Annotated in this window: 20 protein-coding genes; 11 read left to right on the top strand and 9 right to left on the bottom strand. The window is 32.9% G+C overall.

Annotated features, from left to right (window positions below; all coding sequences use genetic code 11):
• Positions 1–15: 15 nt before the first annotated feature.
• From ACVEGE_RS16470 to ACVEGE_RS16440, 7 genes are all read right to left on the bottom strand, one after another.
• Positions 16–642, bottom strand: coding sequence for a hypothetical protein (locus tag ACVEGE_RS16470; RefSeq protein WP_173857265.1), 627 nt, complete (start codon positions 640–642; stop codon positions 16–18).
• A 149-nt stretch (positions 643–791) separates the two neighbouring features.
• A complete protein-coding gene (locus tag ACVEGE_RS16465; RefSeq protein ID WP_192501836.1) occupies positions 792–1,244 on the bottom strand; it encodes a DUF1569 domain-containing protein in 453 nt (150 codons plus the stop codon).
• A 214-nt stretch (positions 1,245–1,458) separates the two neighbouring features.
• The gene (locus ACVEGE_RS16460; protein ID WP_458008578.1) at positions 1,459–2,682 is read right to left on the bottom strand and encodes a GIY-YIG nuclease family protein; all 1,224 of its coding nucleotides are present in this window, start codon (positions 2,680–2,682) and stop codon (positions 1,459–1,461) included.
• Positions 2,683–2,989: 307 nt separating this feature from the next.
• Positions 2,990–3,589 (bottom strand): hypothetical protein, encoded by a 600-nt coding sequence (locus ACVEGE_RS16455; protein ID WP_192501622.1) that lies wholly within the window; start codon positions 3,587–3,589, stop codon positions 2,990–2,992.
• A gap of 315 nt (positions 3,590–3,904) precedes the next feature.
• Positions 3,905–4,540 carry an NAD(P)H-dependent oxidoreductase gene (locus ACVEGE_RS16450; protein WP_173851975.1) on the bottom strand — a complete coding sequence of 212 codons (636 nt, stop codon included), beginning with the start codon at positions 4,538–4,540 and terminating at the stop codon, positions 3,905–3,907.
• A gap of 29 nt (positions 4,541–4,569) precedes the next feature.
• Positions 4,570–4,992: an organic hydroperoxide resistance protein gene (locus tag ACVEGE_RS16445; protein WP_173851973.1), complete on the bottom strand. Its 423-nt coding sequence runs from the start codon at positions 4,990–4,992 to the stop codon at positions 4,570–4,572.
• A gap of 2 nt (positions 4,993–4,994) precedes the next feature.
• On the bottom strand, positions 4,995–5,414 hold the full coding sequence (locus tag ACVEGE_RS16440; protein ID WP_192501623.1) for a MarR family winged helix-turn-helix transcriptional regulator: 420 nt from the start codon (positions 5,412–5,414) through the stop codon (positions 4,995–4,997).
• A gap of 661 nt (positions 5,415–6,075) precedes the next feature.
• On the opposite strand from ACVEGE_RS16440, the gene recG reads away from it, so the two are divergent.
• The 5 genes from recG to ACVEGE_RS16415 all read left to right on the top strand — a co-directional run bounded on the left by recG (position 6,076) and on the right by ACVEGE_RS16415 (position 14,888).
• Positions 6,076–8,181, top strand: a complete 2,106-nt coding sequence (gene recG / locus ACVEGE_RS16435; RefSeq protein ID WP_173857261.1) for an ATP-dependent DNA helicase RecG — start codon at positions 6,076–6,078, stop codon at positions 8,179–8,181.
• A 265-nt stretch (positions 8,182–8,446) separates the two neighbouring features.
• Positions 8,447–9,508: an efflux RND transporter periplasmic adaptor subunit gene (locus tag ACVEGE_RS16430; RefSeq protein WP_192501624.1), complete on the top strand. Its 1,062-nt coding sequence runs from the start codon at positions 8,447–8,449 to the stop codon at positions 9,506–9,508.
• 44 nt (positions 9,509–9,552) lie between these two features.
• Positions 9,553–12,648, top strand: coding sequence for an efflux RND transporter permease subunit (locus tag ACVEGE_RS16425; protein ID WP_192501625.1), 3,096 nt, complete (start codon positions 9,553–9,555; stop codon positions 12,646–12,648).
• Positions 12,649–12,652: 4 nt separating this feature from the next.
• Positions 12,653–13,963, top strand: coding sequence for a TolC family protein (locus ACVEGE_RS16420; RefSeq protein WP_192501641.1), 1,311 nt, complete (start codon positions 12,653–12,655; stop codon positions 13,961–13,963).
• Positions 13,964–14,030: 67 nt separating this feature from the next.
• The gene (locus ACVEGE_RS16415) at positions 14,031–14,888 is read left to right on the top strand and encodes a bestrophin family protein (protein WP_192501626.1); all 858 of its coding nucleotides are present in this window, start codon (positions 14,031–14,033) and stop codon (positions 14,886–14,888) included.
• A gap of 493 nt (positions 14,889–15,381) precedes the next feature.
• Here ACVEGE_RS16415 and ACVEGE_RS16410 read toward each other — a convergent pair whose 3' ends face one another.
• Positions 15,382–16,581, bottom strand: a complete 1,200-nt coding sequence (locus ACVEGE_RS16410; protein WP_458008577.1) for a T9SS type A sorting domain-containing protein — start codon at positions 16,579–16,581, stop codon at positions 15,382–15,384.
• 284 nt (positions 16,582–16,865) lie between these two features.
• Here ACVEGE_RS16410 and ACVEGE_RS16405 point away from each other — a divergent pair, with 284 nt between their 5' ends.
• The 4 genes from ACVEGE_RS16405 to ACVEGE_RS16390 all read left to right on the top strand — a co-directional run bounded on the left by ACVEGE_RS16405 (position 16,866) and on the right by ACVEGE_RS16390 (position 19,311).
• Entirely contained in the window at positions 16,866–17,663 is a 798-nt protein-coding gene (locus ACVEGE_RS16405; RefSeq protein ID WP_192501627.1) for a DUF1853 family protein, read from the top strand.
• 43 nt (positions 17,664–17,706) lie between these two features.
• Positions 17,707–18,276: a GNAT family N-acetyltransferase gene (locus ACVEGE_RS16400; protein WP_192501628.1), complete on the top strand. Its 570-nt coding sequence runs from the start codon at positions 17,707–17,709 to the stop codon at positions 18,274–18,276.
• A gap of 85 nt (positions 18,277–18,361) precedes the next feature.
• The gene (locus ACVEGE_RS16395) at positions 18,362–18,760 is read left to right on the top strand and encodes a DoxX family protein (RefSeq protein WP_173851957.1); all 399 of its coding nucleotides are present in this window, start codon (positions 18,362–18,364) and stop codon (positions 18,758–18,760) included.
• Positions 18,761–19,071: 311 nt separating this feature from the next.
• A complete protein-coding gene (locus ACVEGE_RS16390; protein WP_192501629.1) occupies positions 19,072–19,311 on the top strand; it encodes a DUF1059 domain-containing protein in 240 nt (79 codons plus the stop codon).
• Between the two features lie 75 nt (positions 19,312–19,386).
• Here the strand turns inward: ACVEGE_RS16390 and glmM are convergent, their stop codons facing one another.
• Positions 19,387–20,787 (bottom strand): phosphoglucosamine mutase, encoded by a 1,401-nt coding sequence (gene glmM, locus ACVEGE_RS16385; protein WP_192501630.1) that lies wholly within the window; start codon positions 20,785–20,787, stop codon positions 19,387–19,389.
• Between the two features lie 94 nt (positions 20,788–20,881).
• Here glmM and ACVEGE_RS16380 point away from each other — a divergent pair, with 94 nt between their 5' ends.
• Both ACVEGE_RS16380 and ggt read left to right on the top strand, forming a co-directional pair.
• Positions 20,882–21,463, top strand: coding sequence for an acyl carrier protein phosphodiesterase (locus ACVEGE_RS16380; protein ID WP_192501631.1), 582 nt, complete (start codon positions 20,882–20,884; stop codon positions 21,461–21,463).
• Positions 21,464–21,505: 42 nt separating this feature from the next.
• Positions 21,506–23,191 (top strand): gamma-glutamyltransferase, encoded by a 1,686-nt coding sequence (ggt, locus tag ACVEGE_RS16375; RefSeq protein ID WP_192501632.1) that lies wholly within the window; start codon positions 21,506–21,508, stop codon positions 23,189–23,191.
• Positions 23,192–23,310 lie beyond the last annotated feature (119 nt).

Genomic DNA, 23,310 nt, shown 5'->3' with positions numbered 1-23,310 from the left:
AGCTATTTCCAGAAGTTACTTTCGTTTAAAATATCTAATTAAATAAATTATACCAATTGCAAATAATGCATATGCCATGAATTGGCCTAACATAAAGGCTCTTTTATACTCTTTGGGATTACCTAGCATTTGTTTCGGCTTTTTTGAAGAATTTACAACAATTGAATTGAAAAATTCATTTTTATCTTTTTCATTAAAACTTATTTGATTCAAGTAAGTCAAAGTATATAAATATTCATTTAAAACTAGAAATCTACATTCAATGACTTTTGATTGCTCTCCATAATAGCTAACAGTTTGACCAAGGTAATTACCAGCCTTAAATTGGCTAGAATTTTGTAATCGATAACCATTTGCTTGCATTGATTTAGTAAAACCTTTTTCAGTTCCTAAATAAAATTCTTTTAAAGTATTCAAGTCGGACGGTAATTTATTTAAGTCATTTGAAAGAGAATCAATTAATATTCGTTGCAAAGAATAAGAATCACAATTAAATGACAAAAAACGAATGTTAGATATAGTGGTATCTTTTTTTTCTGGCTCACAAGGAAACTTAATTGATAGCAAATCATCAATTTTAGTTTGTCCAGAAGAAGTTATTGATAATAGAAATAAGATTAAGAATAAATAGTTTTGTTTCATAGTTTTGTTTTTAATTCTCTGCTGCTTTTATAATTGCAGGAAAGGTTTTGCCACTTTTATTTACCAAATACAAAACCATCTTTAAATTAAGCCTAAAAACCAAATATCTTGTCGTGGCTGTTAGTGGCTGGCTTATATTTATTTCATTTTTAAACTCCAAATTGTGTCAAATGGTGGTCAAGATGTTTACTCAACATATTATTCCATTCTTGTTTAGTTAAAATTCCAAATGAATGAGATTCTTTTCCTTCAAAATAATTTTCTCCGAGTTGTTGTGTCTTATTGATATAATCAATTAAACGGTTTTTTTCGATGTCAAAATTCCTGCTATTTTTAATTATAAATTCAGGTGCAGTTTGCCCATTCTTTTTATATGGTTTTTCATTAACTACTGCATTTTTTACAAATAATTTCAGTAGCAGTTTCTTAAAAGCATTTGGCTTCGGGTGAATATTGTCGTATATTTTTTCATAAGTTACGTTACAATGCGCTAACATTTTTTCTATGCTCATCTTTCCCCAATTAGGTTTTGATGTACTAGATAACTTTTCAATTCGGCTTATAAATTCCGTACTGTCTTTTTTATTAAATGCATTTTTCACCTTGTATTATTTTTAAAATTCTAACTAATATTTCTTCAACATTCTTTAATTTTCGTTTTTCACAAGCACTTGCCACTAACGTCTTGGCGCTACAAGATGTTTGGCATTAAAGATGCGAGTTTTTTCCATTATGCACAAATTTCCCAAGTACAAAACCATCTTTAAGTTTAGCCAAACCCTGCCATATTGGCAAACGACGGTTAGCGGTAGCATGTTAGTTATTTAGTGTGTAAACGATTTCATTGATTTCAGCTTCATCAAGATTAAACCATTCTCCTCTCAATCTTTTATCTGAATATGCAGAATGTAAGGCATTTTCAAAGCTTTTTGCAATTTTTCTATTTATGAACTTTTTACTTGCTAATAATTCTATTGTCGGTTTTTCACTTTGCAACGTAAATTCTCTGTATTTTGGACTATTTGAGATTCCAATTTTATGAAAATTATTTGTCAAATCTATCATTAGATAAACGTAGCATTCATCACTTTGAATTACTTTATTATTTTCAAATAGAATATCTCTATTATTTAATCCTATAAATTCTGGTTTTTCTTTTAAAAGAATTTCTTCAAACTCTGAAGCTAATTTATTTATTACTAATTGTTGATGAACTTTGGTTTTATAAGTAGAATTATCTATATACTGATTACCAATATATAATTCTCCACCTATGTGTGAAATGTTATTTTTTGAAATATGAATTTTCCAATTTAAAAATTTTTCAGTTTGAAAAATTTTTAATTCTTCATTTGTAATTAGAACTTTACTTTCAAAAATTTTATCAGTATTTATAAGAGAAATTTCTTTAGTTGATCTGTATGAGTTTTCATTAACAACAAAATCAATTATTTCATTATTTTCAAATAGAAAAGATATTTTATCGTCCTTTGATAAAACTAATTGATTCGGTTTAGTTAGAAAAACTATGTGATTTTTATCATTTATATGATTAAAGGAAAAATAGAATTGTATCTTATTATCCAATGAACGAGTTTTTACTGCGGAACTTCTATCTCCGCCAATATATTGCCAAAGAACGTTTTTTTGGTTGGTGAATACATCAATGTCAATTATCGGTTTGTTTACTAAACTTTTCACAGTATTTATTTCATCATCAATTTTTTTTTGCTTTTCAGTTGCTTCCAATTTCTTTTTGTAGGAGTCATCAAAATGAATACTATAAATTATATCGTCTGAATTTATAATTTCGCCTTTTAGTTTGTTAATTTCTAATGTGCCTGCTTTAGAACTTTTAATTGGTTGAGTTGGTAAATAATAATGACCTTGATATTCACCAATTCTTAACACATAAATTTCTTCATTTTCATCAATAAAATCACCGTCACTTTTTAGCCATTTATGCATATAAACCTTTTCATTACGTTTATCTTCGGGTAAAAGTGTATGTTGAAAAATTGCATTATATGGTTCTTTCATTTTATTAGGATTCTGCTGTTATGTTACTGCTAACGTCTTGGCGCTACAAGATGTTTGGGATTAAAGATGCGAGATTTTTCCATTATGCACAAGTTTTCCAAGTACAAAACCATCTTCAAATTCAGCCTAAAACCCAAATATCTTGAAACGGCTCTGCTTGTTGCACAAGTGGTTTTTTGTTTAGTTTTTATTACTTTTAATAAACAGGTGATTTATATGATATTGCAAATCAATTGAGTATAATTTTTTAATATTGCATTTTTTGAGTAATATTACTTATTTTTGAGTTGTGCAACAGCCACCGTTGTTAACGGTCGCTATTTTCTGCAGCATTATCTTTTCTAAATTGCACTTCATATTTAATTTTTTTAAAAGGTAAATTTTTCCATTTTCTCACTATTTTATCAAAGCTTTTTGATAAAATAATTTGAGCAAATATTGATTCTATTTTTTCATCTGATATTTCAATTCTATTTTTACTTTTTTCTTTATTATCAAGTTTTAATTTTTCAATTTCAAGTTTTTGCTTTTCAATTTCAAGCTTTTGTTTCTCGATATTATATTTATGATTTTCATTTCCTTTGATAATATTGTTTATTATTTCAATACATTTTATTATTAAAAGAGGAATTCCAATAATACTAGCACTTAAAGAGACAATTACAGATAATTCTAAAGGAGAATTATAGGATATTTTTTTTAATATCAATGAGTGTGTTTTTCCATCATATGTTTTTCCATCAGTACTATTTTCGATAATACATTTATTCAATTCATTTATACAGGTAATAAGATTTTCAAAATCAATCAGTGAAATTTGCTCACTTTTGTTTATTGTATTTTCGTCTTCATCTAAAAACTTAAAATTTAGTTGAACAGAAGAGTCATAGTAGTAGTAATAGTACATCTTTTTTATTTTTTTAATTCAGTTATTGTTTTTATCTAAAGTACCAATTATCATATAGTTATCCAATTTAAAATTTTCTTTTCCACAGCAAAAAACAAAAATCCACAACAAAAGGAAAGTGTACTCTCTCTTTGTTGTGGATTAATTTTGTTTTTACGTGGTGTTCAAATATAGCATTAAATAATTTACTTTAGAAAGATAAATCTTAAAAAAATGATTTTCGATAAATAGTGAAAACGAAAAAAGCCCAAATCAAAAATACATTTGATTTGGACTCTTTACTATTTCGAAAAAAATAATTGTTGGTATTATTTCTTATTTAAATTCAACAACAAATTCTTCTGTTGGAGTTCTCACTTTTTTCATTTGTCCAATCCAGTCGTTTGGAGCATCTGCATATCCTACGTACATTAGAGAAACACTTTTTAAACCTAATTTGTCAAGTTCTAATATTTCGTCTACAACGCTGTTATCAAAACCTTCTACTGGTGTGCTGTCTACTTTTAACTCCGCTGCTTGTGCTAATGAAAGTCCAAGTGCAATGTAAGTTTGACGTGCGATGTGAGCAAAATTCTCTTCGGCAGATTGAGCCAAATACATTTTTTTCAACATATCAGTATAACTACTGAAACGACCTCTTTCTAAACCACGTACATCTGTAGTGTGATTGTACACTTTATCAATACGCTCTTCAGTATAACGATCCCATCCTGCAAAAATAATTACATGTGAACAGTCTCTCATACACTCTGGATTCAAAGCACCTTTTACTAATTTTTCTTTCAACTCTTGATTCTCAACTACAAGAACTTGAAACGCTTGTAATCCTGACGAAGTAGGCGCTAAACGAGCTGCTTCTACAATTTTATCAACATCTTCCTTACTTACTTTTTTTGTAGCATCATACGCTTTTACCGCGTGTCTCCAGTTTAAATCTTCTATTAAAGCCATTCTTTTATTTTAAAAATTGATTATTATTCTTAGTCGTTTGATACCGTTAATTTAACCGGCATATTTCCTCTTGTCGCATTAGAATACGGACAAACATTATGTGCTTTTTCGATTAAATCTTGCGCTACTTCCATGGTTACACCAGGAATATTAGCATGTAATTCTGCTTCTAGTCCAAAACCTCCAGCATCATTTTGACCAATGCTTACTTTTGCAGTAACTGTAGTTTCTCCTGTAGTTATTTTTTCGCTTTTGATCACCAAGTTCAAAGCGCTATCAAAACAAGCCGAATATCCTGCTGCAAAAAGCATTTCTGGGTTAGCAAAATCTTCGTTAGCTCCACCTAATGCTTTTGGGTGTCTAACCTCTACTTGTAAAACTCCGTTTTCACTTTTTACTTGTCCGTTTCTACCTCCTGTTGCGGTAGCTTGTGTGGTATACAATGTTTTCATCTTTATTTTTTTGAAATTTTAGTAATAATATTTTTTAATAGTAACAAATCTTCGTCTGTTACATCCATGGCTTCCATTAATTGACCAGGAATAAAGGCCGCTTTTTCTTTTAGTGCTTTTCCTTTTTCAGTCAACGATATATTAACTAATCGCTCATCAACGGTACTTCTAATTCTAGAAACAAACTCTTTATGTTCCATTCGTTTCAGTAACGGAGTTAGCGTTCCACTATCTAATTTTAATTTTTCTCCCAGCTGATTAACCGTTTGCTCTTTGTGTTCCCACAAAACCAACATCACTAAATATTGCGGATAAGTAAGTTCCAGCGCTTCTAACAAAGGACGGTATTGATTTATAATTTCCTTTGCAAAAACATAAACCGGAAAACAAACCTGCTCGCTAATATGTAATTGATCTTTCATCTTTTCTGTTTGATGGTACAAAGATAAAACACAATTAGATTGTACACAATTCAATTGCGAAAGATTAATATTATTTTAACTATTGTTTTATGGAACGAAATGTTATGTTGAGAGCGGCATTGTTTTCTTTTAAAAACATCCGCCTAAATTGTCATGCTGAAAAAATCTTTAGTAATTAAATTCTAATAATAATCGTGAAACCCAAACTGGCTAGCCTTGATAGCAGTGAAAAGCCTTTGCGAGGAGAAAACCATTTTTTTCTGGTTGTGGTAGAGCGACCGCAGGAAGCTCCTACCCCAATCTAGAAAAAAGGTTTGAAACTGCAAAGCTTGTAACGGATAGCGAGAGTTGCTCCTAATAAAAAAACTCTTTGTAGAATTTTAAATTTAACTCTTGTAGTTATACCATTACTATTTATAAAACAGTTAGAGCGGAGTCGAGAACCACTATTGCATCTCCGCTCGAGGTGACAAAAATTAGTTTGAACTATATTGTGCTTGTTTTTGGTATTATGTATCCTTTTTTAATACTCCAAAAAACAATTATTTCATCTTCCCTAATTTTCTAAATTCCAAACAAAAAACTATCTTCGTCTTTTTAAAAGAATAAAGAATTTTAGTTTATAAATGCTGTTCTTTATGCTGTTTTCAAAAAAATCCAAATGAACAACCTCCTACTTACTCCTATTGAATACTTAAAAGGCGTTGGCCCTAACAGGGGTGCGTTGCTACGTAAAGAATTGGGGATCCATAAGTATGCTGATTTGATCAATTTTTATCCCAATCGCTACATTGATCGCACACGTTATTTTAAGATTAATGAACTGCAGAATAATGTTGCCGAGGTACAAATAATAGGTAAAATTATCAATGTAAAAACGGTAGAATTTGGTAAAGGCCGAAAAAGATTGGTCGCTAATTTTGTCGATGACACTGGTCAAATGGAACTCGTATGGTTTCAAGGCCATAAGTGGGTACGTGAATCGTTGAAGATCAATGAAGTTTGTGTGATTTTTGGAAAATGTACTTCCTTTAACGGCAATTATAACATGGCGCATCCAGAGATTGAACTGCTTAAAGAGCATGAAACAAGTCTGCGTTCAGCCATGCAACCGGTTTATCCCTCTACAGAAACACTGACTAATCGTGGGGTTACAAACCGTACAATTAATAAAATGATGCAGCAGTTGTTCCTAGAAACACACACGCTGTTTACAGAAACCCTGCCTGATTACTTGATTACTGAGTTGATTTTAATGTCTAAAAAAGACGCCTTAATCAACATTCATTTTCCTAAAAGTCCAGAGGCTTTGGCAAAAGCACAATTCCGATTAAAATTTGAGGAATTGTTCTTTATACAATTGCAATTAATTACTAAAAACCTGATTCAGAAACATAAGATAAAGGGGCATCCTTTTACTATTGTAGGAGAAAATTTTAATGATTTTTTTAAAAACTACCTGCCTTTTGAACTCACAGGAGCGCAAAAAAGAGTGATTAAAGAAATCCGTACCGATATGGGTAGTAATGCCCAAATGAACCGTTTGCTTCAAGGTGATGTAGGTTCTGGAAAGACGATTGTTGCTTTTATGACCATGCTTTTAGCACTGGACAATGGTTTTCAGGCATGCTTAATGGCTCCAACAGAGATTTTAGCCAACCAGCACTTTATAGGATTATCAGAACTGGCTGAAAAGCTACATCTAAATATAAAAATACTCACAGGATCGAGTAAAACGGCTGCTCGTAGAATCATTCACGAGGAACTTGAAAACGGAAGTTTACAAATCCTGATAGGTACGCATGCTTTGCTGGAAGACAAAGTAAAATTCAAGAATTTAGGATTGGCAGTGATTGATGAGCAACACCGTTTTGGGGTGGAGCAACGCTCTAAATTATGGAAGAAAAATGTGATTCCGCCACACGTTTTAGTAATGACGGCAACACCTATTCCTAGAACACTAGCGATGAGTTTATACGGCGATCTGGATATTTCAGTGATTGATGAGTTGCCTCCGGGTAGAAAACCCATTCAAACCGTACATCGTTTTGATAGCAACCGTCTTAAAGTGTGGAAATTTATTCGTGACCAAATTGCAATAGGCCGCCAAATATACATTGTTTATCCTTTGATTCAAGAGTCGGAGAAAATGGATTATAAAGATTTAATGGATGGTTATGAGAGTATCTCTCGTGATTTTCCGTTGCCACAATATTCCATTTCTATTTTGCACGGAAAAATGAAACCCGCAGACAAAGATGCCGAAATGAAGCGCTTTTCAGACGGGAAAACCAATATTATGGTTGCCACTACGGTGATTGAAGTGGGTGTAAATGTACCCAATGCATCAGTGATGATTATCGAAAGTGCGGAACGTTTTGGACTCTCACAACTGCACCAATTGCGCGGTCGTGTGGGGCGTGGTGCTGATCAAAGTTATTGCATCTTAATGACCAGCCACAAATTAAGCGCAGATAGTAAAGTACGAATGGAAACCATGGTAGGAACTAACGACGGCTTTGAAATTGCCGAAGTTGATTTAAAACTTCGTGGTCCAGGAAACTTGATGGGAACGCAACAAAGTGGTGTACTTAACCTTCAAATTGCTGATATTGTTAAGGACAGAGATATTCTTGGTCTCGCCAGACACCATGCCATGAAAATTTTAAAGGACGATGCCCCTCTTGAAAAACCGGAACACGCCAGTCTGAGAGCAGTTTATATTGAACTCACTAAAAAGAAAAACATCTGGAATTACATTTCTTAATGCCCACTTGATTTTTTTTGATCTTTTTTTCACTAAAAGTGAAACAATTTCCCTCTTTTAACGTCTAATTTTGAGTATTATCGAATGCTTTGCATAAACGACGTAATTGATACTGAAATTACACCTCTTTTATAACCAACTGATTGTTAGCAATACAGTTTATTTTGAGGTATAATTGTATCACGTCTGCCGTTTCATTTTGCAGGCATTTGTGCGCATATTAGAACATTTATTAAAACACATACATTCCTTTTTTATCTACATTATGAAAATCAAATACATTATTTACACCCTATTAATTGTTGGTTTTGGTGCTTTTATAGCCTACCGAATTAATGAAAACAGTGCTAAAGACGAAGGACCAAAAGATAAAGGAGGCAAATCTAAAGCCATGCAACTATCTGGGATTGTGGTTCAACCAGAAAGTTTTGACAACAATTTGTCTTTATCAGGTTCGATAGAAGCTAATGAGCAAGTAGAAATTCGCTCTGAGGTTTCTGGTATTGTTGAAAGTATCAATTTTCAAGAAGGCAGTAATGTGAGTAAAGGACAATTGCTTTTTAAAGTCAATGACACTGAATTAAGAGCACAGTTAAGCCAAGCCAACACAAAAGAAAGTTTAGCTGCTGAAAATGAACGAAGAGCAAAACTATTATTGCAAAAAGAAGCCATTAGTCAAGAAGAATATGATGTAGCAAGAGCCGAATATGCTTCGACTAAAGCGCAAGGACAATTAATTAAAGCGCAAATTGCTAAAACAGCGGTAAGAGCTCCTTTTTCGGGAATAATTGGTTTGCGTTCCATTTCTAAAGGAACCTATATTACCCCAAGTATTTTAGTTGCTAATCTTGTAAACATTGGTAAACTTAAAATCACTTTTTCGATTCCTGAAAAATATGCAAACCAAATAAAAAACAATAGTGCTTTGAATTTTAAAGTCGCTGGATCATCTAAAACTTACGCCGCAAAGGTATACGCCATCGAGCCTACTGTAGAAATTACTACTAGAACGCTACAAGTGCGTGCCATTACTGATAATAAAGATGGAAAACTTTTACCTGGTACTTTTGCAAATGTTGAATTGCCGTTAGATGTAATTAAAGACGCTATTGTGGTACCTAGTCAAGCAGTTATTCCAGTACAAAACGGAAAAAAAGTATTCATATCGAATATGGGGAAAGCCAAAGAAATTATGGTAGAAACCGCTACAAGAACAGATGCTTCGTTACTTATTTTATCAGGGTTAAAAGCAGGAGATACTTTAATTACTACTGGTGTAATGGCATTAAAAAATGATGCGCCCGTAAAAATCACTGTCAAAAAATAGCTCTTTGGCGAAAGCCTTATTTTCAAAAAATAAATAAAAACTAAATGAGTTTATCTACATTAAGTATAAAAAGACCAGTAATGACTATTGTTATGAACTTAACAATAGTGCTTTTCGGAATTATTGGGTACACCTACCTTGGCGTACGAGAATTTCCATCTATTGATCCCGCTCAGGTTTCGATACGTACAAATTACACTGGTGCCAACAGTGATATTATTGAATCCCAAATTACTGAGCCGCTTGAAAAAGCCATTAACTCTATTGACGGAATTAAAAATATAAGCTCAACAAGTGCACAAGGAAGTAGCTCCATTACGGTAGAGTTTAACTTAGACAAAGATTTAGAAGAAGCTGCAAATGATGTGCGTGATAAGGTCTCGCAAGCCATCCGTAGCTTACCACAAGATATTGATGCAGCACCAGTAGTCTCTAAGGCTGATGCCAATAGTGATGCGATTATTTCGATGACGGTACAAAGTGATAGCCGAAGCCCTCTAGAATTAAGTGATTATGCCGAAAATGTAATCTCACAACGTTTAGAAACTATTCCTGGAGTAAGTGGGGTTCAAATTTGGGGACAAAAAAGGTACGCGATGCGTTTGTGGATTGATCCAATAAAACTTGCATCATACGGATTAACAGTATCCGAAGTGCGTGCTGCTTTGAACGCACAAAATGTTGAATTACCATCAGGTAAATTAACTGGAGACAATACAGAATTGACGGTAAAAACGGTTGGAAACTTAGCTACTGCGGAGGAATTTAATAAAATCATTATTCGCTCAGAAGGCGAAAGAGTTGTTCGTTTAAGTGATGTAGGTCGCGCTGAATTAGGACCTGAAAATATAGAAACTAAATTAAGTCAATCTGGGTTACCATTAGTTGGTTTAGCAATTGTACCTCGTCCAGGTGCTAATTATTTAGATATTTCTAAAGCTTTTTACGAGCAATTTGAAGCTTTAAAGAAAGATTTACCTAAAGATATCAAACTAAACATTGCTCTTGACAATACCATTTTTGTAAAGAAATCAGTACTAGAAGTAGCCGAAACCTTAGGGATTTCGATATTCTTAGTAATATTAATTATCTATTTATTTTTTAGAGATTGGGCCATTGCTTTTAGGCCTTTAATCGATATTCCAGTGTCGTTAATTGCCACTTTCTTTATTATGTGGCTGTTTGGTTTTTCAATCAACGTATTGACTTTATTGGCAATTGTATTGGCAACGGGATTAGTTGTTGATGACGGAATCGTAGTCACCGAAAATATTTTCAAAAAAGTAGAGGAAGGCATGACGCCTATTGAAGCGGCAATTAAAGGATCTAATGAAATTTTCTTTGCAGTAATTTCTATTTCTATAACGCTTGCCGCAGTTTTCTTACCAGTAATCTTTCTAGAAGGATTTGTTGGACGGCTGTTTCGGGAATTTGGTGTTGTGATAGGTGCTGCCGTTTTAATTTCGGCTTTTGTATCGTTGACGCTTACGCCAATGTTGAATGCGTATTTAATGAAAAGTGGTGAACAAAAGAAGTCTAAATTTTACATTGCAACCGAACCTTATTTCCAAAAATTAAATAGTTCTTACGCTGAATCATTAAGCCGTTTTATGGCTAAAAAATGGTTAAGCTTCCCTATTTTAATTGCTTGTTTTGGTTTGATTTTTGTTTTTTATAATTTACTCCAAAAAGAAACGGCTCCTTACGATGACCGCAGTTCTTTAATTCTAAGAATGACTGCGCCTGAAGGATCAAGCTATGAATATACCGACCGATTCATGCAAGAAATATCCAAGCTTGTTGATGATTCTATTCCAGAGAAAAAAGTAAGTTTAGTGGTTACGTCTCCCGGATTTGGATCTTCATCTGTAAATAGTGGTTTTGTGCGTCTTTCTCTAAAAGATAAAGGAGAAAGAACATTATCTCAAGACCAAATTGCAGATAAATTGACTAAATGGACTAAGCAATATCCTGATGCTAAAACATCAGTAACACAACAACCCACCATATCCGTAAGTAGACGTGGCGGTTTACCAATTCAATACATTATACAATCACAGAGTTTTGCTAAACTAGAAGAGAAAATTCCAGAATTCATGGAAGAGGCAGGAAATGATCCCACCTTTGCTATGACTGATGTAAATTTAAAATTCAATAAGCCCGAAATTAACGTAACCATTGATCGTGAAAAAGCAGAGAGTTTAGGAATATCGGTTATTGATATTGCACAAACCTTGCAGTTATCCTTGAGCGGACAGCGTTTTGGTTACTTTATGAAAAAAGGAAAGCAATATGAAGTAATTGGCCAATTTGATCAAAAAGACCGTTCAAAACCATTGGATTTAACCTCGATGTATGTTAAAAATAACAAAGGGGAATTAATCCAGATGGACAATATAGTAAGTACAGAGGAACAAAGTAAACCGCCACAGCTATATCATAATAATCGTTTTATGGCGGCAACGGTTTCAGCAGCACTAGCTCCAGGCAAAAGTATCAGTGATGGAATTGAAGCAATGGAAAGAATTAGAGCCAAGGTACTTGATGATACTTTCACTACAGATTTAGGAGGAGAATCCAGAGATTTTGTTGAGAGTAGTTCGAATACATCGTTTGCTTTTGGTCTGGCTTTATTATTGATTTTCTTGATTCTAGCAGCGCAATTTGAAAGCTTTATCGATCCGTTTATCATCATTTTGACGGTACCCATGGCAGTTGCGGGAGCATTGTTCTCCTTGTGGTTGTTTGACCAAACTTGGAATATCTTTAGCCAGATTGGAACCGTAATGTTAATTGGTTTGGTTACTAAAAACGGAATCCTAATCGTTGAGTTTGCGAATCAATTGCGGGAACAAGGCAAACCAAAACTAGAAGCAATACTAGAAGCTTCAGAAGCACGTTTACGTCCTATATTAATGACAAGTTTAGCAATTTCATTAGGAGCATTACCTATTGCAATGTCATTAGGAGCAGCGTCAACAAGTAGAATAGGTATGGGTGTTGTTATTGTAGGAGGAACTATTTTCTCTTTGGTCCTAACCTTATTTGTTATACCAGCACTTTATTTTATGTGGTCTAAAACGAGTAAACATTATCCTGAATTTGATCACATTGATGAATATGAAAAAGAAAGTAAATAAACGTATGAAAACTACAACGCTATTCAAAACTTTGCTCTTATTTTTCTCTTGTGTTTCCATGACCAATGCACAAGAGATTTTAACCATCGAGCAAGCGATGCAAATTGCATTAGAAAATAATTACGAAATCAAAATCGCTAAAAACTATTTAAAAATAGAGGAAACTAATGTTGCTGCAGGAAATGCTGGTATGTTACCTAAAGCCACTGCTACCGTAGTGCAAAATAACAACCTACAAAACCTTTCACAAACTAGAACTGATGGCACTACAACAAGCTTAGATAATGCTAAAAGCAATAGTTTGAATTATGGTGTGGGTTTAGACTGGACTATTTTTGACGGTTTTAAAATGTTTGCAAAAAAAGACCAATTAAAAGAATTGCAAAAACTAGGCGAAACACAGTTGCGGTTAACGATTATTACAAAAATAAGCGATGTTCAAGAAGCTTATTATAATCTCGTGCAACAACAGCAGCAATTATCCGCTCTTGATACTACAATTGTGATTTCTAATCAACGGCTTACGCTGGCACAAAACCGTTTTACAATTGGAAAAGCTTCAAAATTAGAAGTTTTAAATGCCCAAGTAGACATCAATACGGATCAGGTTGCTTTGTTAAGACAGCAAGAATTATATGCCAATTCTAAACTAATATTGAATCAAATATTAGCTCGTGATACACCTATGGATTTTAGAGTTAGTGATGAATTTTTAATTTCAGAAAAACTAGAATTTGCCATTTTAAAAACCGAAGCTGAGAAACAAAATCCGCAAATACAAGCTTTGTTAATTAGTAAAAGAGTGGCTGAGTTAGCGCTAAAACAAATAAAAGCAGCTCGCTACCCTACTTTAAAAGTAAATACGGGCTACAATTTTGCCGAAAATGAATCGAGTTTGGGTTTTACTACACAATCATCAGCAAGAGGATTGAATTATGGTTTTAGTGCTTCACTAAATTTGTTTGATGGTTTTGCTCAAAAACGAAATGAAAAGATTGCAGGCATCCAAATTGAAAATGCAGGTATCCAAATAGCACAACAAAATCAAGCTTTAAATACCCAATTAGCAACGGCTTATCAAACTTATTTAACTAATCTAGAGTTGATTCGTTTAGAAGAAAAAAACCAAGAAATTGCACAACAAAATTTAGCCATTACTTTAGATAAATTTAGAATTGGTACCATTACCACAATCGAATTTAGAACGGCACAATTGAATTATGTCAATGCAAAAGTACGTTATAGCGATGCACAGTTTCAAGCAAAATTATCTGAAATTGCTTTGAAAGAATTGGCTGGAATTATCAATTTTTAGATTAGATTTGTAATCCTATTGAAAATTTTCACACTTTTAAATCCAATTAACCTCCGATAATTAATAAATGATTTCATACAACCCAAAAGACTGGATCACCTTTATATTTCGTTTTCACAAAGCCGAAACTTTTCGCAAGTTAATTCCTATGATGATCTTCATTGGTTTGTATTCTGCCGGAATTGCCTATCTGGAAATAGAATATTGGGTACTACCTGAGGACAGCCACGTCAAGAACATCTCTATCATGCACGGAATGTTAGGATTTGTTATTTCGTTACTGCTTGTCTTTAGAACAAATACTGCCTATGATCGCTGGTGGGAAGGAAGAAAAATATGGGGAAGTTTAGTGAATAACAGTCGGAATCTAGCGCTTAAACTAGCCGTTATTTTACAGGAAGAGTCAGATCGTACTTTTTTTAGAAAAGTGATTCCGACTTACGCTTCGATTCTAAACAAACATTTAAAGAATGAAGAAACTAGCAAGCAACTCTTTGATGATGTTGTTATAGAACACCACAAACACCGTCCAAATCAAGTTGCTAAAATATTATTTCAGAAGATTAATGACTTGTACAATAGTAAGAAAATAACGGGAGATCAATTGATTATTTTGAATCATGAAATACAATCCTTCACTGATATTTGTGGCGCTTGTGAGCGAATAAAAAATACGCCTATCCCCTACTCTTACAGTGCTTTTATTAAAAAATTTATCTTCTTTTATGTGATGACATTGCCTTTTGGGTATGTTTTTAATTTAGGCTATTTTGTTATTCCCGTAGTAATTTTTACTTTTTATGTATTGGCAAGTTTAGAACTAATTGCCGAAGAAATAGAAGATCCTTTTGGGTATGATGCCAATGATTTACCTACAAAGAAAATAAGCGAAAACATTAAGCGTCACGTAGAAGAGTTGTTATAAATCTACAGTTTTTAGTAGTTATACCCGTCTTTCATTGCAATGATCTTGCACTAGAACCTTTTCAATGTAGATTCAGGAGCTTCTTGCAGTCGCTCTGTCCCAACTAGAAAAAGGTACATAAAAAAGTAATGTAACAAACAAATAGCTCAAGGTAAAACAACCAAGCTGTTAATATAAGACTATTACATGTGTTTGAACAAAAGATAAATTATATTCATAAAAATCCTCACGCCAGCTGAAGTTTATGTAAGGATTATTAATTTTAAAGTAGTTTGAGTACAACAATAATAGTAAGAAATTAAAGTATCCACTTAAACAGATATTATTTTTACCAAACTAAATGAGTAATGATTTTTTTAATATTAGAAAAGAAATCAACTTCTCCTCTACATTTTTTAATAAAATTCACAAATTAAATCAAAATCAATTCTGTAAAATTTAAAGAGGCTACCTTTTACGGATAGCCTCATAAATTTTAAATTAAAATAATTACTTATTTGATAATTATCTTTTGAACACGATTTTCTGTACTATTTTTAATCGTTAAAAAATAAATTCCACTCGGGATATTATCAATAGGCACAGTTGTTTCTACTGTATCGGTATCTAGTGTCAAGAAATTAACCCCACTTAAGTTGCTTAAATAAATTTTTGTTTTACCTTTAAATTCATTTAATTTTATAGTGATAACATCTGTTGCAGGATTTGGATATACATTTATTCCTTTAGTGGTTTCTAATGTTGGCGTTTCTAATGTTGGCACCCTCATTTTTTCCCTCCAGACTCTAACATAATCAACTGACATCGAAACAGGTATGGCTGGTAGCTGTGATTTGGCACGTGAATCTACAGCAGGGTTCGCTGCCTCAAATACGTTATCAATAAATTTGACAAAAGGTACCCTTAACCCCAAAGACAATGTTACATTCATGGGTCTATTCCAGTATGTATTTGGCTTTCTAGCAACTTCTTTTCCATCAACATACCATATTATTTCTGTTGTGTTCACTTCACAACCATAAATATGATATCCTTTTGATGGATCAAATGAAGCCGTGGAGTGATTTTTTTGCGTTTGTGGACTTTGTTTAGGTCTAGTCCATACATCTTTTCCGTTAATTTTTCGTACTAAATGTAAATTATGATCCATATCATAAACATCATCTTGCTCGCCATCATAATAATCAAATTGCTGTAATTCTACAACATCAATTTCAGAATAAACTGTTTGTCCCTCACTAGCATTGCGATAAAAGTTGCTATAAAGCCAAAATGAAGGACATACACCACGTCCATTATCCCTTCCTGGAATGTCAATAACAGCTCCTTTTATTCTAGCTTCAATATAACCTGTTGTAAATGTGCCTTGGCTCTTTAATATTCCTGAACTAAAATAAGTTCCATCTACTGGAATATTATTATCATTTTGTGCCACTTTTATTTCGGCGCTATTGTTTACAATCTTTATGTTTTTATTATTATCCCATTTCCAAGCTTTAATAGTAGGAAGTTCATTATTAAGATACCATTTATTAGTCCAATTAATGTTAGAATTATTAAATTCATCTGACATATTTGCTTGAAAATCCCAATTTTTAGTAGGATTAGGAGTTACTAAAAAAGGAGAAAATTGGGCATTAATTTTAGAAACAACACAAAAGTGCAGAAGAGCAAGTAAGGTTACTTTTTTCATTTATTTTAATTAAGTTTTTAAAAGCAACAAATTTAAAGAAATGACTATTTAGATACAGTTAGTTTTTACCAAATGACAAATCATTTTTACCTATTTATTTGCGTAAAAAAAGATCATACATACATTAGGTGATTTTAATAAACCATAAAATACAATTCATTAATTAACAATAATCTAAAGCAAATTAATTCACTGTAATGCTTTCTAATCCTAATTACCCATCTCTAAAATTAAAATTGGTAACTTTGTATCTTTATAACCCATGTTAAAAAAATGTGTTATTCATGGATACAAAAATAAGAATCAAATCTATTTTAAAAACTACTAGTTTAGACACTTCAGTTACTGGTTTCCCAACGTTTAATTTATCCCAATTAAAACTTCAAAATGAGCTGGATTTTGAATTACCTACAAATATTAGGTTAGGGCACATAGTCGAAAAAATAGTTTCGGAGTTGATAAAAACCGCTACAAATTATAAAGTGGTTTATGAAAATGTACAAATAATTGAGGAACAAAAAACCATTGGCGAAATTGATTTTATATTAGAAGATTTAAAAGAAAAACAACTTATTCACTTAGAACTAGCCTATAAATTCTACTTATTAGATCCTAGCATATCATCAAATCCTTTAAAAAACTGGATTGGCCCCAACAGAAATGACTCTTTAAGCGAGAAATTAGAAAAATTAAGAATAAAACAATTTCCGTTGTTACATCATAAAGCAACAGCAGCAACTTTTGACGCTATTGCCCTAAATAATATCTCTCAAGCTTTGTGTTTACTCGCTTCCTTGTTTATTCCTTTTAATTTTAAAGAGAGTCTAGCTCCTACTTATCAAAAAGCCGTTAAGGGTTATTATGTAAACTTGGCTACTTTTATGAGCCTCCATAATATAGAAAAAAACTACTATTTACCCTCTAAAAAGGAATGGGGAATGGATCCAGATACAAATGAAACTTGGCATGAGTTCATAAATATTGTAGAAACTTTAAAAATAAATATGCATGAAAAACAAGCGCCTTTGTGTTGGCAAAAACAAGGTGCTGAATTTATTCAGTTTTTTATAGTTTGGTGGTAATCCCATTTATTATTAATTATTTTTACTTTTAAAACGTATTAAAATGCAAATTAGAAAAGCTACAAAAGCCGACGCTCCTGAAATTGCAAGCTGTTTACTTCTCGCTATGGACACTATTATTCATGCCTTTATTGGCACTAAGGATAATGCTGCTGCAAAAGCATTTTTAATGTACTTTGTAAGTAAGGAGAATAATCAATATTCCTATGAAAATTGTTGGGTTGCTGTCGAAAATAATAAAGTCGTAGGTGCTATAAATTGCTATGATGGAAAAAATTTAGAAGCGTTAAGAGCACCTATTTTAGCGTATTTAAAAACAAATTATAATAATACAATTATTATTGAAGATGAAACTCAGGAAGGAGAGGTCTACATTGATACTTTTGGAGTAAAATCAGACCAACAAGGAAAAGGAATAGGCTCACAATTATTAAAGTTTTTAATCGAAAAATATGTAGTTGACGACAAAAAAACGCTTGGATTACTTGTGGAAGAAGCAAATGTAGCCGCTAAAAAACTTTATTTAAAATTGGGTTTTAAACCAATTACTAAGAAAACCTTAGTGGGTAAAAAAATGGAACAACTCCAGATAAAACCTGCTTTTTTAAGTTAGTAAAGGTTATTTATCAAGTAAATAATAGTATTTTAGATTTTCGCTTTATAATTACCTAAAGTGCTATTAATAAAAAACAAAAACTATGAAGAAAAACACGGATTTAGGATTATTAATCCTACGTATTGCAGTAGGTTTATTGATGTTATTACACGGAATCGCAAAAATAGGTCATACCTCTTTCATTGAAGGAATGCTTATTGATAAAGGGCTACCAGCTTTTTTATCCTACGGAGTTTACATCACAGAACTCATTGCTCCTTTCTTAATTTTAATAGGTTTTAGAACGCGATTAGCGGCAGCAGCTTATGTTTTTGGAACTTTATTTATTCTGTTTTTAGTACATGCTAATGAAATATTTATGTTGAATAATAATGGTGGTTGGCAAGTAGAATTACTTGGTTTATATTTGTTAGGAGCGCTTGCATTATTTTTCACAGGCGGTGGAAAATTAGCGGCTTCATCATACAATAAATGGGACTAATAATTTTACAAATAGTTTTATCCATATACAATTTACCTCACTCAATGGCTAAGGCTGTAAGTGAGGTTATTTTTTAATTAGAGAGAAAAACTTATTGATATTGAATAATCAAAACGCCAATGCAATACAAATTTTAATTTTGCTTTTTTATCAATTTCTACTTAAAACGGTATAAAATCACCATTATTCTGTTATTTTTTACTTATATTTACGAAATAACCTTTAAAAAAGGCTTAAAAACGTTTTGGATCTTAACAACAATTGTTTACGAATTGAAGTTTTTAGTCTTTCTAATTATAAAATAAAAAATTATGAAAACGATGACCTGTAAAGAACTTGGAGGAGCATGTGAAGCCAAGTTTCAAGCAACAACCTTTGAGGAAATGGCAGAATTAAGTAAAAAGCACGCATTAGAAATGATTGAAAAATCAGATGAAGCACACAAAAAGGCAATGAGAGAAATGCAAGAACTAATGCATTTTCCGCAAGGAATGAATGCTTGGTATGAAAATAAAAGAAAAGCATTTGAATGCTGTCCATCTACAAATTAAGAACACCAAACTCCATATAAAAACCCTTTCAAAATTAATTTGAAAGGGTTTTCTATTTTAATAGTAAATAAAATATTAGATAGCTGCTACTGCTTTTATCTCGTCGATAATTCTTAAAGCAAGTGTGTCTGCTTTTTCCTGTGAAGGTGCTTCTGTATAAATACGTATAATTGGTTCCGTATTCGATTTTCTCAAATGAACCCATTCATTAGCAAAATCAATTTTTACACCATCGATTGTTGTAATGTTTTCATCTTTATACTTTTGGGTCATGGCTACAAGAATTGCATCAACATCAATTTGCGGTGTTAACTCGATTTTGTTTTTGCTCATGTAATATTCAGGATACGAAGCACGCAAAGCCGAGACAGTCATTTTTTTGTTTGCTAAGTGTGTTAAAAACAAAGCCACACCCACTAAACTATCACGACCATAATGCGATTCTGGATAAATGATTCCACCATTTCCTTCTCCACCTATAATGGCATTATTTTTTTTCATTAAGTCAACCACATTCACTTCCCCTACTGCACTAGCTTCGTAAGTTCCGTTGTGTCTGTTAGTAACATCGGCTAAGGCTCGTGAAGATGACATGTTAGATACAGTATTACCAGGGGTTTTACTCAAAACATAATCAGCACAAGCTACAAGGGTATATTCTTCTCCAAACATTTCTCCGTCTTCGCAAATAAATGCCAAACGGTCTACATCTGGATCAACAACGACACCTAAGTGAGCGCATTCTTTAACCACCAACTCAGAGATATCTGTTAAGTGCTCTTTTAGAGGTTCTGGATTGTGAGGAAAATGCCCGTTTGGTTCACAGTATAATTTGACCACTTCGACCCCCATTAATTCTAGCAATTTGGGAATAATGATACCTCCCGATGAATTTACTCCATCTACAACTACTTTAAATTTAGCCGCTTTAACAGCATCTACATCTACTAGTGGCAGGTTCAATACTTCATCAATATGAATGTCCATATACGCATCGTTCTCTGTGATTTCGCCTAAACTATCTACATCTGAGAAATCAAAATCTTCATTTTCTGCAATTACTAATATTTTCTCTCCTTCAATTCCGTTCAAGAATTCTCCTTTTCCGTTCAATAACTTCAAAGCATTCCATTGTTTTGGATTGTGAGAAGCCGTAAGAATGATTCCTCCATTTGCTTTTTCAAGCGGTACAGCAATTTCTACTGTTGGTGTTGTAGACAATCCTAAATCAATTACATCAATTCCTAAACCTATTAATGTGTTTACCACTAAATTATGAATCATTGGTCCGGATATACGTGCGTCACGACCAACAACAACTTTTAATTTTTCACCATCATTAGTAGCTCCCACACTATTTTTTAACCATGTACCATATGCCGAAGCAAATTTTACTGCATCAAGTGGTGTTAAGTTGTCTCCAACTTTACCTCCTATAGTACCACGAATTCCTGATATTGATTTTATTAAAGTCATTCTTATTTTTTTAAATGTTGATTATCGTTATATTTTTCACAAATATAATAATTGACGCTTTAAAAAAGTCATTTAGAATTCATAATTTAGGCGAATGAACTTTTTAGCACACATATACCTTTCTGACGACAACGATCACATTAAAATTGGTAATTTCATGGCAGATGGAATTCGAGGCAAAAACTTTGATACTTTTCCTGTGGATATCCAAAAAGGAATTGCTCTTCATCGCGCAATTGATACTTACACAGATGCCCATCCCATTTTTAGAGAAAGTACCAAAAAACTACACTCCCGCTACCATCATTATGCGGGTGTGATTGTAGATATTTTTTATGACCATTTTCTAGCCAAAAACTGGACGGTTTACTCCAATGAAAATCTTGAAGAGTACATTCAGCAATTTTATCAATCTCTAAAAGACAATAAACCTTTATTGACCGAAAGAACAATAGGAATGATGCCTTACATGATAAAGCAAAACTGGTTATCTAGTTATCAAACAGTTGACGGAATAAAAAACATATTAACTCAAATGGATCGCCGTACAAAAAACGAGTCCAAAATGCGTTTCGCTACGGAGGAACTTCGAGAATTTTACACCGAATTCGAAAAGGAATTCACTCTTTTCTTTGAGGATTTAAGAGCGCATGTCAAAGAACAATTAAACGCTTAAACTTATCAGTCTTAAACAAACTGCTACCAATAACCATAAACCATGAAAAAAATAACACTACTACTCTTCATTGCTATAATTGGTTGCAAGTCGAATGAAAAAATGGTGCGCCCTATGGGTTTAGTATCCAATAAAGCGATGGTGGTTTCTGCGCGAGAAGAAGCTTCTAAAATAGGAACCGAAATCATGCAAAAAGGCGGAAATGCTTTTGACGCTATGGTAGCCACTGAACTGGCTCTAGCGGTAGCCTATCCTTACGCAGGAAATTTGGGTGGCGGTGGTTTTATGGTGTATCGAAAATCAAATGGCGAAGTAGGAACTTTAGATTATAGAGAAAAGGCACCTTTAGCAGCTTCAAAAGACATGTTTCTCGATGAAAACGGAAATGTTATTCCCGGAAAAAGCACTAAATCAGCGCTGGCAATAGGTATTCCTGGAACGATTGCTGGAATTTTTGCTGTCCATGAAAAATTAGGTTCTTTACCTATTGAAACTATTTTAGAACCCGTTATTCGATTAGCAGAAAAAGGAGTAATTGTTACTAAAAAACAAGTAGAACGCCTAACCAGTTACCGTGATCAATTGAACAAAATCAATGGAGCTAACAGTGTTTTATCTCAATCCTATAAAGAAAAAGATACTATTAAATATCCTGCATTAGCCGCTACTTTAAAACGGATTGCAAAAAATGGACGTGACGAATTCTATAAAGGAGAATCGGCTACAATTTTAATTGCTTACCTGCAAAGTAAAGGAGCAATAATCACAAAAGAAGATTTAACTAATTACGAAGCTAAATGGCGTACGCCACTTACATTTAAATACAAAGATCTAAATATAATCTCCATGGCTCCACCTAGTAGTGGCGGGATTTGTTTAGCACAAATATTCAATATGATTGAACCTTTTAATCTTAGCCAAATGGGACACAATTCTCCTGAAGCCATTCAGGTAATTGTAGAAGCAGAACGAAGAGCCTACGCTGATAGAAGTTACTTTTTAGGGGATCCTGATTTTGTCAAGATTCCGTTAAAAGGACTTATGAATCCTGCTTATTTAAAAAGCCGAATGGATGATTTTAATATTGATAAAGCAACTCTTTCAAGTAGTATAAAAGAAGGCAATATTACTTATAATGAAAGTATGGAAACCACACATTATTCAATTGTAGATCAATTTGGAAACGCTGTATCAGCTACTACAACGCTAAATGCGGGTTATGGTTCTAAATATTATTGTGAGGAATTAGGCTTTTTTCTAAACAACGAAATGGATGATTTTAGTGCTAAACCGGGTGTGCCTAATATGTTTGGTTTAGTAGGAAATGAAGCAAATAGTATTGCTCCAGCAAAAAGGATGTTGAGTTCTATGACACCTACAATTGTTGAGAAAAAAGGAAAATTATATATGGTGGTAGGTTCGCCAGGTGGTTCTACAATTATCACATCAGTGTTACAAACTATTTTAAATGTTTATGAGTATAATTTTAACATGCAAAAAGCGGTAAACGCCCCTCGTTTTCACCATCAATGGTTGCCTGATATAATCACTTTTGAACCCAATACTTTTAGTACCAATACACTAAATGTTTTGAAAGCAAAAGGATACTTAATCAATGAGAAAACTACTCCTGTTATCGGAAAAGTAGATGCTGTTTTAGTTTTACCAAATGGAAAATTAGAAGGAGGAGCTGATTTTAGAGGAGACGATAAAGCGGTTGGTTTTTAAGAATTTCGTATTTGAAACAAGAGAATTGCCCTCATAAAGATTTAAGAATACGATTTCGTTAGTAATATTATATTATTTCGTTAAAAAGAAGCGCTCAAAAAATTCACTTGCGCTTAAAA

The sequence above is a fragment of the Flavobacterium sp. PL002 genome (genome assembly GCF_054165825.1).
Note: the sequence above shows the minus strand (reverse complement) of the source record. Positions and strands in the feature narration are given on the sequence as shown.